11 protein-coding genes are annotated in these 12,648 nt (G+C 64.9%); 2 read left to right on the forward strand and 9 right to left on the reverse strand.

The genetic code is table 11. From position 1 onward, the window contains the following. Positions 1–69: 69 nt before the first annotated feature. The 6 genes from rpoH to rhlB form a co-directional block, all read right to left on the reverse strand. Positions 70–945, reverse strand: coding sequence for an RNA polymerase sigma factor RpoH (rpoH, locus tag RQH86_RS16195; RefSeq protein WP_005987961.1), 876 nt, complete (start codon positions 943–945; stop codon positions 70–72). Between the two features lie 198 nt (positions 946–1,143). Beyond that, entirely contained in the window at positions 1,144–1,869 is a 726-nt protein-coding gene (gene ung / locus RQH86_RS16200; protein WP_115563027.1) for a uracil-DNA glycosylase, read from the reverse strand. Continuing rightward, positions 1,866–2,708, reverse strand: a complete 843-nt coding sequence (locus RQH86_RS16205; RefSeq protein WP_055847573.1) for a response regulator — start codon at positions 2,706–2,708, stop codon at positions 1,866–1,868. Before RQH86_RS16205 ends, ung begins: the two co-directional genes overlap by 4 nt. Before the next feature lie 8 nt (positions 2,709–2,716). Beyond that, complete coding sequence (gene ftsX, locus RQH86_RS16210; protein ID WP_311240245.1) at positions 2,717–3,667, reverse strand: permease-like cell division protein FtsX; 951 nt, start codon at positions 3,665–3,667, stop codon at positions 2,717–2,719. Then, positions 3,664–4,350: a cell division ATP-binding protein FtsE gene (gene ftsE / locus RQH86_RS16215; protein ID WP_003484499.1), complete on the reverse strand. Its 687-nt coding sequence runs from the start codon at positions 4,348–4,350 to the stop codon at positions 3,664–3,666. The genes ftsX and ftsE overlap by 4 nt, the downstream gene beginning before the upstream one ends. Before the next feature lie 75 nt (positions 4,351–4,425). Next, positions 4,426–6,141: an ATP-dependent RNA helicase RhlB gene (gene rhlB, locus RQH86_RS16220; protein WP_311240244.1), complete on the reverse strand. Its 1,716-nt coding sequence runs from the start codon at positions 6,139–6,141 to the stop codon at positions 4,426–4,428. Between the two features lie 198 nt (positions 6,142–6,339). Here rhlB and trxA point away from each other — a divergent pair, with 198 nt between their 5' ends. Together trxA and rho are read left to right on the forward strand one after the other, a co-directional pair. Beyond that, entirely contained in the window at positions 6,340–6,681 is a 342-nt protein-coding gene (gene trxA, locus RQH86_RS16225; RefSeq protein WP_046964286.1) for a thioredoxin TrxA, read from the forward strand. Positions 6,682–6,898: 217 nt separating this feature from the next. After that, positions 6,899–8,773, forward strand: coding sequence for a transcription termination factor Rho (rho, locus tag RQH86_RS16230; RefSeq protein WP_311240243.1), 1,875 nt, complete (start codon positions 6,899–6,901; stop codon positions 8,771–8,773). Positions 8,774–9,018: 245 nt separating this feature from the next. On the opposite strand, the gene RQH86_RS16235 is transcribed toward rho, so the two are convergent. Genes RQH86_RS16235 through RQH86_RS16245 form a run of 3 tightly spaced genes read right to left on the reverse strand, consistent with a single transcriptional unit; the run spans position 9,019 to position 12,645 of the window. Continuing rightward, positions 9,019–9,891, reverse strand: a complete 873-nt coding sequence (locus tag RQH86_RS16235; protein WP_311240242.1) for a hypothetical protein — start codon at positions 9,889–9,891, stop codon at positions 9,019–9,021. A 59-nt stretch (positions 9,892–9,950) separates the two neighbouring features. Continuing rightward, positions 9,951–11,690: a bifunctional isocitrate dehydrogenase kinase/phosphatase gene (gene aceK, locus RQH86_RS16240; RefSeq protein WP_115529194.1), complete on the reverse strand. Its 1,740-nt coding sequence runs from the start codon at positions 11,688–11,690 to the stop codon at positions 9,951–9,953. A gap of 13 nt (positions 11,691–11,703) precedes the next feature. Beyond that, positions 11,704–12,645 (reverse strand): LysR substrate-binding domain-containing protein, encoded by a 942-nt coding sequence (locus RQH86_RS16245; protein ID WP_311240241.1) that lies wholly within the window; start codon positions 12,643–12,645, stop codon positions 11,704–11,706. Positions 12,646–12,648 lie beyond the last annotated feature (3 nt).

The raw sequence follows: 12,648 nt of genomic DNA on the forward strand, positions 1-12,648 counted from the left end.
GACCCGCAACGCAAGCGGCCCGGAGAACCGGGCCGTTTGTACAACTTGTTCCGCGTTTGATCGAACCGATCAGGCGACGAACAGTGCCTTCATCTTCTTCAGCGCGTTCGCTTCGATCTGGCGGATACGTTCGGCCGACACACCGTATTCGTCGGCCAGCTCCTGCAGCGTCACCTTGGATTCCGAATCCAGCCAGCGGCGCTTGACGATGTCGCGCGAGCGCGTATCCAGACCGGCCATGCCTTCGCGCAACAACTGCAGCTGGTTGTCTTCGCTGTCGTGCCGCTCATAGGCCTGCGACGGGTCTTCTTCGTTGGCCACCAGATAGCTGACCGGCGACGGCGGACCATGATCGTCATCTTCATCCGACGACGCGTCGAAGCCGATATCCCGGCCGGACAGACGCGACTCCATCTCCATCACTTCACGCTCGGAGACGTTCAAGTCCTTGGCGACCGCGGTCACTTCGGAGGCGTTGAGCCAGCCCAGACGGGTCTTGGACTTGCGCAGGTTGAAGAACAGCTTGCGCTGCGCCTTGGTCGTGGCGACCTTGACGATGCGCCAGTTCTTCAAAATGAACTCGTGCATTTCGGCACGGATCCAGTGCACCGCGAAGCTGACCAGGCGCACGCCCATTTCCGGGTCGAAACGCTTGACCGCCTTCATCAGGCCGATATTGCCTTCCTGGATCAGGTCGCCCAGCGGCAGGCCGTAGCCGTTGTAACCGCGGGCCACGTGCACCACGAAGCGCAGATGGGAATGGACCAATTCACGCGCTGCGTCCAGGTCCAGCTCGTCGCGGAAGCGGCGGGCCAGATTCTGTTCCTCATCGACCGACAGCACCGGAATCTGGTGCACGGCACCGATGTAGGCGTCCAGCGAACCGAGCGCACTGGGAATCGGGAGATTGTTTGCCACAAGGGCAGTCGAGGTAGTCTGGTTCATAGGCACCATCTTAGCAGTCGAACTATTGGACTGCTGGGTACAGAAAGAGTTCCCAGCGTTCCATTTATAGGACGTTCGGGCTTCCAGCCTTGGCGGCGTTCTACCGCACAGCTCCCCGAATTCAAGCGCTACGCTACCACTGCGCCCCTGCGCAGACCGTGACAAACCTGTGGCGAAATGCGCGTGCGGCAGGGTTGTTCAGCCGGCGGCCGACGTTGTATCCAACGCGTTGCGCGGCGGCAATGACCAATCGACCGGCTGGATGCCGCGGCGCTGCAGGTGCTCGTTGGTCTTGGAGAAATGCTTGCATCCAAGAAAGCCGCGATGCGCCGACAACGGCGAAGGATGCGGCGCCTTGAACACGCGGTGGCGCGCCTGGTCGATGACCTTGCCCTTGGACTGCGCGTAGCTGCCCCAGAGCAGGAACACCAGGCCTTCGCGCTCGCGGTTGAGCGTCTCCACCACATGGTCGGTGAAACCTTCCCAGCCCTTGTTCTGGTGCGCGCCGGCGCGGCCCTGCTCCACCGTCAGCACCGCATTGAGCAGCAACACGCCCTGGCGCGCCCACGGCATCAGATAGCCGTGATCGGGACGCGGGATGCCGAGGTCATCCTGAATTTCTTTGTAGATATTGAGCAGCGACGGCGGCACCGGCACGCCGGGCAGGACCGAAAAGCACAGCCCGTGCGCCTGACCCTCGCCGTGGTACGGATCTTGGCCCAGGATCACCACCTTGACCTGCTCGAACGGGGTGGCATCGAAGGCGGCAAACATCTGCGGGCCGGGCGGGAACACCCGCGCGCCAGCCGCCTTGCGCTGGCGCAGAAAGGCCGACAGCTCCTGCATCTCCGGGCGCAGCAACCAGTCGCCCACCTTTGCCTTCCACGACGGTTCCAGCTGGATACGCCCTTCCACTTCGGTCATAGGGTGATGGCCTGGTCTTCCAGGCGTGCCAGCCGCAACTGAAACAACACCTTGGTCACCAGCAGGCGCTCTTCGATGGGTTTTTGCACCAGATCGTTGGCGCCGGCACGCAGCAGTTCGGACTGGTTGCGCGGATTGGTGTCGCCGGTCATCACCAGCACCGGCAGGCGGCGCTTGCCGTAGGCGAAATCGATGCGGATGCGCTCGACCACATCGCGGCCGTTGAGCTCGCCTTTCAGAGTCACGTCGGTCAGCACCACGTCGATACGGCGCTCGGTGCGGCCCAGCGATTCGGCGGTGAGCAGCGCAAACGCATCCTCGGCGGTGAGCACGTGCACCACTTTCAGGCTCTGGCGCTCGAGCATGCGCTTGGTCGCCTCGGCCACCACGCGGCTGTCTTCGATGTAGAGCACGGTGGCGCCCACCACCGGCTCGGGCTGCACATAACCGCGGATAAAGGTCGCCAGGGCTTCATGGCCCAGCGCCTTGTCGAAATAATCGGTGACGTACTCGGTAAAACGACGCTCGACCAGATGCTGCTGCGCATCGCCGGACACCACGATCACCGGCACATAGGCCTGGCCGGCCGCTTCGCGCACGCTGCGCGCCAGGGTCAGGCCATCGCCATCGGGCAAGGACAGCGAGGTGGTGACCAGATCCACCGCACCGGACTCCAGCGCAGCGCGCGCTTCGGCAATGCTGGCGCAGCCAATCACCTGCACATTGGGAAGGTCGCGCCGGAGCACGTCGGCAATGAGCTTGCGTACCAGCTTCGAACCATCGACGACCATCACACGTGGCGCGTCGCTGATCAGGTGTTTGAGATCTGGTGGATGCATGGCAGGCCTCAGGTCTCGGTGGGACGGGTCTGACGAAGGAAATGGCCGGTCACCAGCCAGGCGCCCAGCCAACCCAGCACCAGGGTGCCGATCAGCACCATCACAGAATGCAGCAGATCCAGCCCGTGCAGGGTAAAGGAACTGCCGTAGCTATCGGCCAATGTGGCCAATGGCGCGCGCAATGCCAAGCCCGAGGCGGCGATGAGAGCGAGCGCAACAGCGCCGGCGCCCAGCCCGTACCACGCACCCAGATACAGGAACGGGCGACGGATGAAGCCATCGCTGGCACCGAGCAATTGCAGCACGCCAATCTCTTCGCGCCGCGACTGGATATCCAGCCGCACCGTGTTGCCGACCACCAGCACCGCGCCGATGCCGAGCAGCGCCGACAGCACCTGCACCAGGCGTTCGCCGAAATGCAGCCAGCCATCCAGACGCTTGCGCCACAACGCGTCGTGCTGCACCTGGTCGGTCTGCGGCAAGGCCTGCAACGCGCTAGCCAGCTGCGCGTCGTCGGCCGCATCGGTGGGAGTGACGATCAACAGCGTGGGCAGCGGATTCTCGCCCAGCGCATCGGCGGCTTCGTCGAGTTTTGCGCTCTCGCGCAACGCGGCCAACCCCTGCTCCGGCGTACGCAGCGTCACCTGGGCCACGTCGGTGCGCGCACGCAACTCGCCGGCTAGCGTCTGCGCGGCATCGGCGGCGACATCGACCTTGAGGAACAGATTGATTTCGCGCGACTGCTGCACGCTGCCGGCCAACAGCTTGACGTTGTCCAGCGCGATCGACAGCCCCAGCGGCAGCGCCAGCGCCAATGCCATCACCACGATGGTCAGCAACGTTGCCCATGGCTTGCGCATCGCGCGGCCCAGGCTGAAGGCGATGCTGTGCAGGTGGTGGTCGATCCACACGCCGAAACGCGACGGCGCCACGGCTTCGGTATTGGCGAGCTTGCTCATTCGGCCAGATCCTGCGGCGAGATGTCGTCGACCAGGCGGCCGTGATCCAGGATCAGCACGCGCTTGCGCATCTGCTTGAGCAAGGCAAGGTCGTGGCTGACCACCAGCACGCTGGTGCCGCGCGCGGGCAGTTCGGCAAACAACTGCATGATTTCGGCGGCCAGTGCCGGGTCGAGATTGCCGGTGGGTTCGTCGGCCACCAGCAGACGTGGCTCACCGACGATGGCACGCGCAATCCCCACGCGTTGCTGCTCGCCCGCCGACAGCTGCGACGGCAAGGCTTTTTCGCGATGAGCCAGGCCGATACGTTCCAATGCAGAGCGCACGCGCTTGCCGATCTCGGCGCGGCGGGTGCCGCGCAGGATCAACGGCAACGCCACGTTCTCGGCGATGCTGCGGTCGTTGAGCAGACGGTGGTCCTGATAGACCGCGCCCACCTGACGACGATGCAACGGAATCTGCCGGCCACGCACCTTGAGCAGGTTGCGCTCGCCCAACAGCACGGCGCCCTGGCTGGGACGCTCGCTGAGGTGGATCAATTTGAGCAACGTACTTTTGCCGGCGCCGGAGTGGCCGGTCACGAACAGCATCTCGCCATCGGCCACTTCGAAGCTGACATCGGTCAGCGCCTGGTGGCCCCCGGCGTAGTGCTTGCTGACGTTGTCGAAACGCAGAACGGTCATCCAGCGATTATGCCGGAGCGCCAGCGCTTACGTCGCATCGCCGAAGACCGGCGATGCGATTGATGCCGCCAGTGGTCAGTTGCCCGAGACCAACGAACGCAGACGGCGGCCGATCCTGCTCAGCAGCGACGGGCTGCCGCCCGGCTTGGCGGCGGCACGCACTGGCTTGGCGACCACCTGGGTCGGCTTGCGAGGCGCGGCGGGTGCGGGCACCGGCGTGGATGCGACCGGCTCGGCGCCTTCGACCGGACGGCCGTTGCGACGGCGACGACGCTTGCGCGGTGCGCGCTCGCCCTCGACGTCGATGGTGGACGGTGCAGCCGCAGCGGCTTCAGCAATCACCGGTGGGACCGCTGCAGCCGCTGCAACCGGAGCCTCGCCCTCGACGCGCGGCTTGCGACGCGGACGCGGCTTGCTATCGGCACTGCCACCGTCGCGACGACTGCCGCCACTGCCACTGCGCGAGGCGCCGCCCGGACCGCTGCGACCGCCACCGCGGCGCTGTTCTTCGGCCGCACGCTGCTCGCGCGCCTCGCGGAAGATGGTGCCCACGCTGTCGCCAGCGTCTTCATCGACCTCTTCGCCTTCCACCGCCACGCGCGCCGCACGCGGCAACGGTGTCAGCAGCTCGGTGGTCACCGGCTCAACCGGGATCTTCTGATCGATGTAAGCCTCGATGTCCGGCAGGCTCATCGCGTAGCGCTCGCAGGCGAAGCTGATCGCATCGCCCTCTTCGCCCAGGCGCGCGGTGCGGCCGATGCGGTGCACGTAATCTTCGGCATCGAACGGCAGGTCGTAGTTGTAGACGTACTTGACCCCATCGATATGCAGGCCGCGCGCGGCCACGTCGGTGGCGACCAGGATCTCCAACTGGCCCTTCTGGAAGCGGTTGAGCAGCGACTCGCGCTTCTTCTGCGGCACGTCGCCGGACAACACACCGACGCGATAACCGTGGCGCTCCAGGGTGCGCGCCACGCGCTCGACGAACGCCTTGGTGTTGACGAACACCATGGTGCGCGCACCTTCGCTGCGCGACAGCAGGCCCAGCAGCAGCGTCTGCTTCTCTTCGTCGGACGGGAAGTAGATGCGCTGCCGTACGCGTGCGGCGGTGATGGTTTCGGTCTCGACCACGAGCTTTTCCGGCTCGTTCATGTGCTCGTAGGCCAGCTCCAGCACGCGGTGGCTCAGCGTGGCCGAGAACAGCAGCGTCTGGCGGGTACCGCGCTCGGGCATGCGCCGCAGCAGGAAGCGGATGTCCTTGATGAAGCCCAGGTCGAACATGCGGTCGGCTTCGTCCAGCACGCAGATCTCGCAGGCATGCAGCGAGACCACCTTGTGCTGCTTGACGTAGTCGATCAGCCGGCCCGGGGTGGCGATGATCACGTCCACACCCTGCTGCAGCAGCTCGCGCTGCTTGTCGTAGTCCACCCCGCCGTAGACCAGCGCAAAGCGCAGGCCCAGGTCGGCGCCGAACTTGACCGCGTCCTTGTGGATCTGGATCGCCAGCTCGCGGGTGGGCGCCAGGATCAGCGCGCGCGGGTCTTCCGGCTTGCGGTCGGCCAGCGCCGGGCGGATCAGCAGGCGGTTCATCACCGTCACCAAAAACGCCAGCGTCTTGCCGGTGCCGGTCTGGGCCTGGCCGGCGACATCGCCGCCCGGCAGCGCGACCGGCAAGGTCAATGCCTGGATCGGGGTACAGCGGGTAAACCCGGCGCTCTCCAGCCCGGCAACCAACGCCGGCTGTAGGTCGAACGAGGAAAAAGTCAAATCGGTCAGCGGTTTGTCGCTCATTATTCCGTCTTCGTGAGGCGCCCTGGGCAGCCCGGGCGCGGCTTGCATCGATGCCGACAGCGTCGCAAACTGCGGCTCTTGTGGCGGACAGCGCGGCTTCAGGACTGACACTTGATTCAGTCGCGCAATGCCCCAGTTTAACGCAATGTGGCGGCCTGCCCGATCCGGGTGGGCCGTTTGGTTTCCAGGAGACCCAACGTGAGCGACAAGGTTCAACATGTCGGCGATGCCGACTTCGATACAGCAGTACTGCAATCCGGCGAACCGGTCCTGGTGGATTTCTGGGCCGAATGGTGTGGCCCGTGCAAGATGATCGCACCGGTGCTGGACGATCTGGCCGATACATACCAGGGCAGGCTCAAGGTTGCCAAGGTCAATGTGGACCAGAACCGCGCCCTGGCCATCAAATACCACGTGCGCTCGATCCCGATGCTGTTGCTGTTCAAGGACGGGCAAGTGCAGGCGAGCCAGATCGGGGCGGTCGGCAAGGGCCAGCTGACCCAGATGATCGACAAGACCCTGGGCGGCGCGGCTGCCTGAGTGAACGGGCGTCCAGCGATGGGCGCCCTGCGGTTCGCCGGTAGTTAAACCCTGCCACGGCGGACGCTTGCGCGGTTGCGCGTCGCGGTGATAGTGTCAGTTGGTCCGGCACACGTTCGTGCGCCGCCGTACCCCTCTAGAAACTTCTTCTAGACTCCCATCTACCAATAGTTCGCCCCCCAGCCGGGCGCTCGCACCTTAGCGAGGAATCACGCACTTGTCCGATCATCCTTCCTCCGATACCGGGAGCAGCGTCGACGCTCCCGTCGAGAAGCGCGTGCGCAAGCCGCGCGTGAGCAAGACCGCCGCTTCCCATGACGATGCCGGCGCACAGCAGTCCAACCTGCCCTTGCCCGCCAGCCCCGCACCCGACGCTCCACGCGCCCCGCAGGCACCGTCGCACGCTGCCGATTCGGCATCGGCGCAGACGTTCGGCGATGGCGCAGGCGCCGGCAGTTCGCCCGGTAACAGCGGTAACAGCCAGGGCGGCGACAGCCACGGCGAGCCCCGCGAAGGCGGCCAGTCACAGCAACAGCGCTTCAATCAGGCGCAGCAACAGCAGAACCAGAATCAGGCGCAAAGCCAGGGCCAGTCCCAAGGTCAGGGTCAAGGCCAGCAGCAGGGCCAGGGCCAGAACGCTGGTCAGAATCAGCAAGGCCAGGGTCAGGGGCAGAACCAGCAGGGCAACCGCCGTGACCGGTTCCGTAACCGCCGCGACCGCGGCCCGCGCGATCGCTTCGGCAACGAAAGCGGCGGCATGCCCTCCTCCGATGGCAGCAACGAGCCGTTCATCGCGCGTCCGCATCCGGCCGTGCCGGAAGGCTTCCCGGTGTATTCGCTGAGCGACCTCAAGCGGATGCCTGCGCAGAAGCTGCTGGACATCGCCGATCAGCTCAACATCCAGGAAGGCGTGGCGCGCGCGCGCAAGCAGGACGTGATCTTCGCCCTGCTCAAGGTACTGACCCGTCATGGCGAAGGCGTTGCCGCCGACGGCGTGCTGGAAATCCTGCCCGATGGCTTCGGTTTCCTGCGTGCCGCCGAAGCCAGCTACCTGGCCGGCCCGGACGATACCTATATCTCGCCCAGCCAGATCCGCCGCTTCAATCTGCGCACCGGCGATCATTTGTCCGGCCGCATCCGCTTCCCCAAGGATGGCGAGCGCTATTTCGCGCTGTCGATCGTGGACACCATCAATGGTGAGCCGCTGGAAGCGAGCAAGAACAAGGTGCTGTTCGAGAACCTGACCCCGCTGTTCCCGCGTCGCCGGTTCCGTCTGGAACGTGGCGATGGGTCCACCGAGGACATCACCGGGCGCATCCTGGATCTGATGGCACCGCAGGGTAAGGGTCAGCGTGCGCTGATCGTCTCCCCGCCCAAGGCCGGTAAGACGATGATGATGCAGCAGGTGGCCACGGCCATCACCAGCAATCATCCCGAAGTGCACATGATCGTGTTGCTGATCGACGAGCGCCCGGAAGAAGTGACCGAAATGCAGCGCACCGTGCGCGGCGAGGTCATCTCCTCCACGTTCGACGAGCCGGCCGCGCGCCACGTGCAGGTCGCCGAGATGGTGATCGAGCGGGCCAAGCGCCTGGTCGAGCACAAGAAGGACGTGGTGATCCTGCTCGACTCGATCACCCGCCTGGCACGTGCCTACAACAACGTGGTGCCCAGCTCCGGCAAGGTGCTCACCGGTGGTGTGGACGCCAACGCGCTGCACCGCCCGAAGCGTTTCTTCGGTGCGGCACGTAACGTGGAAGAAGGTGGCTCGCTGACCATCATTGCCACGGCGCTGGTCGAGACCGGCAGCAAGATGGACGAGGTGATCTACGAAGAGTTCAAGGGCACCGGCAACAGCGAAGTGCATTTGAACCGTCGCATCACCGAAAAGCGTGTCTACCCGGCGATCGATATCAACCGCTCGGGCACACGTCGCGAAGATCTGTTGATCGAGCCGGAGCTGCTGCAGAAGATCTGGATCCTGCGCAAGTTGCTGCATCCGATGGACGAAATCGCGGCGATGGAATTCCTGCTGGACAAGATGAAGACCACCAAGTCCAACGATGAGTTCTTCAGTTCGATGAAGCGCTGAGGCCGGTCTGGATTAGCGCGACGAAAAAGCCCCGCACTGCGGGGCTTTTTTGTGGGCGGCGTTCGCGTGAGAAAGCACCTGGTCTTCCGAGCTTGCTCGAACTGGCGCGCGGTCGTTGCCGATCAACTGCCGTGTTGACCGAGAGCTCGACGGCCGTATGTGGTGCAAGCGGCCGTCGGAGGGCTGATCTGAGGGCGGGCCGACTGCGCGACACCCGCCGCGCCGATTAAGAACCGCCAGTCGTCTCAGCCTTCCTGCAGCGGCGTGATCAGGCGTACGCCTTCGCCGCGGACGGAAAACAATCCCGATCCCGGCAGTGCGTCCGGGCTGTCGGTCGTCGCGGCTGCGTCGTTCTGCATTCGCCACGACGCGGTCTGACGCGGGCCCGGCAGATACGACTGCCATTTTTTCTGCTTGGCATCCAGGTCCTTCTCGGACGCTGCGATGTCGAACGTCACCGGCACGCGCATCTCCCAGAACGGCGCATTGCGCTCAGACCCGGCAGTGGCCGGAGTGAAGGTCCAGCTGCGCGCCTTGGCGATGGAGGCGTCGGCAAATTCCTTGCGCCAGCGCGCACGCTTGGACTCGGGAACCAGTGCGGTGAGGTTGACCTGTTCGGCAACCACATCTTCCACCTTGCCATCGCGTCCGATCTTGAGCAGCAGGTAGACCACACCGGTAGCGCCGCCCCTGAAAGCATTGACCGGATAGGGCGGCGGCACCATGCCGTTGGGTTGTGCGCTGACGCCCTGCGGGGTCTGGCCGCCGAAATGCGCGCTACGGATCGACACCCGATACTGATTGTCATCGCCAGGCTTGGCGACCAGCAGCAAGCTCATCGGCAGCCGCGCCGGCAAGGCATTGCCATCGTCCTTGACAGGATCGAACCGCCATGCGGCCACCGAGTGCTTGATGCGCTCGCGGACAGCTGCAGGCAAACGCTCCTCGTCGGCGAGCGCCACCGCGGTCACGGTGCCGTCGGGGGTCAGCGTCAACTCGCCGGTGACATTCATGCTCGCTTCGATCTGCAGACGCGCAGCGTCCGGCTTGGCGTGCGCCACGCCCATCGCTGCCAGCGAAAAAAGGATGCCCAGACCTAACCGTTGCTTCCACTGCATTGTCTTACTCCATTGGTTGATCGCACGTTTTACCAGCCTGCCGCTATAAACGAAACGGCCTAGGCAAGCCGCCGCGACTCCGCATACGGCGGAGTGTCCGGATAATCGTCTTCGCGCAGCCGGGCTTGCAGGTTGCGCCACCACTGCGCGTCGAACAGTTCCGGGTGGATGTGTTTGACCGCCTCCAGTTGCGAGGCCGGCAAGCCCATGAACAAGGCAAAGCGCTCGGGAAACACATCGCGCGGGCCGACGTGGAACCAGGGTTCGGCGGCGAGTTGTTCTTCGTAGGTAGTGGGCGTGGGCCAGTCGCGAAAGGTGCAGTCGGTGATCAGGCACAGTTCGTCGTAGTCGTAGAACACCGCGCGCTGATGGCGGGTGATGCCGAAGTTCTTTAGCAGCATGTCGCCGGGAAAGATGTTGTTGCGCGCCATGTCCTTGATCGCCTGACCATAGTCCAGCGCAGCGGCATGCGCGGCTTCGGGTAGTTGTTCGCGCAGGTACAAATTGAGCGGGCGCAGCCGCCGTTGCACGTAGCACAGCGCAATCAGGACATCGTCGCCGTCCTCGCTCAGGCTCATCGCGCAGCTGGTCTGCAGTTCTTCCAGCAGCGCTGGCGAGAAGCGCGCCTTGGGAAAGCGCAGAAATCGGTACGGCTGTGCGTCGAGCAGGCGGCCGATGCGATCGAGCTGGAAGACCAATTCGTATTTCCCTTCGACCTGCGCGCGGCTCATGGTCTTGGGATAGGCGAAACGGTCGCGAATGAGCTTGAACACCAGCGGATAACTGGGCAGCGTAAACACCACCATGACCATGCCGGGCGTGCCATCGGCATGCACCAGCTGCTCGGACGGCTGCGCCTGGAAATGGCTGAAAAACGTGCGATAGCGCTCGGTCTTGCCTTGCTTGGCGCGGCCCAGCATGGTGTAAAGCTCGTCGACCGGCTTGTGGGTGAGCAGGCTGCGCAGAAACACCACCGCATCGCCGACCGTGGACAGATCGGCCTGAAAATAACTGCGCGAGTTACTGAACAGTTGTGCGACATCGCTGCGCTTGGTCAGCACCGCTTCGGCGCGCAAGCCGGCACCGTCGTTGATCAGCGCAATCACGCACGGCGAAAACCGATGCTCGCCGAACACACGCCCGACCAGATACGCGCGACGTTCGCGATAGAACACCGTTTCCAGCAGTTCGACGCTGCGCACCGGGTGCTCGCCCCAATGCGCCAGATCGTCGAGCAGACGCACCGCAATGGCCGCCGCGCAGCGGGTGCGGTGCGCATACGGCACGGCGAATGCGTAATCGCCCAGCACGCGCACCAGCATGTCGGTCAGCCGACCCGGCGACACGGCGTAGGTATGCCGTGCGACTGGCACGGTGATGGCATCGGTGGGCTCGATATCCAGCGCGATGAATTCGATATCGGCATCCACGCCATGGGTGCCGAAGTAACGCCGCGTCAGCGTGTTGTAGAAGGTCTTGTACAACTCCTGATCGATCAACCCGGCCAGCAACGTGGCGTAATGACTGCGTGCGCGCATCCACAACGCGCGGTCGTGCGCCTGCCCCAGCAGCACGGCGCGCAGGCGCAGCATGCATTCGGTGATGTACTGGTCGTAGAGCGCGATACGTGCAACGGCGTCATCGCGCGCAGCGCTCCAGTCGCGTGCTTCGAAGCGTTGCTTGGCACGTGCGGTGATCTCGGAAAACCGCGCGTGGTAATCCTCGAACGCTTCGTACACGGCGTGCGCGATCGCCAGCGCACGGCGTTCGGATTGCGGCGGTAGCGGGAGCTGGCTCATTGCAGCAGTGTACTCAGCGCTTGCGGCGACGCGGGGCGGGCAGCGCAGCAGGCGGGATGATCGCTGCCTGCTGCGCGTGCGCGGCATGTTCGCGCGCCTGTGTTTGCAGCCATGCGCGAAACGCAAGAAAACCGGTGTGTGCGGCCGACCGTGGCGGGTACACCAGGTAATGCGACCAGCTGGTCTTGAGCCGTTGCGCAGACAGCGCAACCAGCTGACCGGATGCCAGCAACAGGCGTGCGCGCGTCACCCGCCCCATCGCCACGCCGACCCCATCCAGCGCGGCGCGATGATGGGACTCGGAGTCGTCGAGCACGGCGGCATAACGGCGCGGCGGCTCGCCACCGAAGGTCGCAAACCAGCGCGGCCAGTCGCCATCCGGGTCGCCCAGCAGCGGCCATTGCTGCAGCGGCTGCGCATCGATGCCACCCATGCGCGCGATCAGGGCCGGGCTGGCCATCGGCACCAGCCATTCGTCGAACAACGGTTCGGCGATCACGCCCGGCCATTGCCCGGCGCCGATGCGCATGGCGGCGTCCACGTCCGGCTGGCGCTCGAAATCCACCAGTCGCTCGCTGGAAAACAGATTGATCTCGATGGTGGGATGGGCTGCCAGAAAATCGCTCAGGCGCGGCACCAGCCATGCCGAGGCCATCGACGGGGTGATGCTCAGGGTGAGTGTGTCTTCGCGGCGCGCGGCGAACGGCTGGAACGCCTCGGCAATCGCATCCAGATGCGGTGCGATGCGGTCGAGCAACTGTTGCCCCTGCGGCGTGGCGCTGACGCCGCGCGCGTGCCGCTGCAGCAGCCGATAGCCCAGGCGCTGTTCGAGTGCACGCACCTGGTGACTGAGCGCGCTGACGGTGAGATGCATCGACGCGGCAGCGCGCGACAGATTGCCCAGACGCACCGCACTGACGAAGCCCTGCAATGCGTGAAGCGGCGGACGCGACATGGC

The sequence above is a fragment of the Xanthomonas sp. WCS2018Noco2-27 genome (assembly GCF_031843525.1).
In the GTDB taxonomy this organism is placed as follows: Bacteria; Pseudomonadota; Gammaproteobacteria; order Xanthomonadales; family Xanthomonadaceae; genus Xanthomonas.

Excerpts from the sequence above, each read along its gene's own strand:
- rpoH (WP_005987961.1), bottom strand. The coding sequence starts at position 945 with ATGAACCAGACTACCTCGACTGCCCTTGTGGCAAACAATCTCCCGATT.
- RQH86_RS16205 (WP_055847573.1), bottom strand. The coding sequence starts at position 2,708 with ATGCATCCACCAGATCTCAAACACCTGATCAGCGACGCGCCACGTGTG.
- ftsE (WP_003484499.1), bottom strand. The coding sequence starts at position 4,350 with ATGACCGTTCTGCGTTTCGACAACGTCAGCAAGCACTACGCCGGGGGC.
- ftsX (WP_311240245.1), bottom strand. The coding sequence starts at position 3,667 with ATGAGCAAGCTCGCCAATACCGAAGCCGTGGCGCCGTCGCGTTTCGGC.
- RQH86_RS16235 (WP_311240242.1), bottom strand. The coding sequence starts at position 9,891 with ATGCAGTGGAAGCAACGGTTAGGTCTGGGCATCCTTTTTTCGCTGGCA.
- rhlB (WP_311240244.1), bottom strand. The coding sequence starts at position 6,141 with ATGAGCGACAAACCGCTGACCGATTTGACTTTTTCCTCGTTCGACCTA.
- ung (WP_115563027.1), bottom strand. The coding sequence starts at position 1,869 with ATGACCGAAGTGGAAGGGCGTATCCAGCTGGAACCGTCGTGGAAGGCA.
- aceK (WP_115529194.1), bottom strand. The coding sequence starts at position 11,690 with ATGAGCCAGCTCCCGCTACCGCCGCAATCCGAACGCCGTGCGCTGGCG.
- RQH86_RS16245 (WP_311240241.1), bottom strand. The coding sequence starts at position 12,645 with ATGTCGCGTCCGCCGCTTCACGCATTGCAGGGCTTCGTCAGTGCGGTG.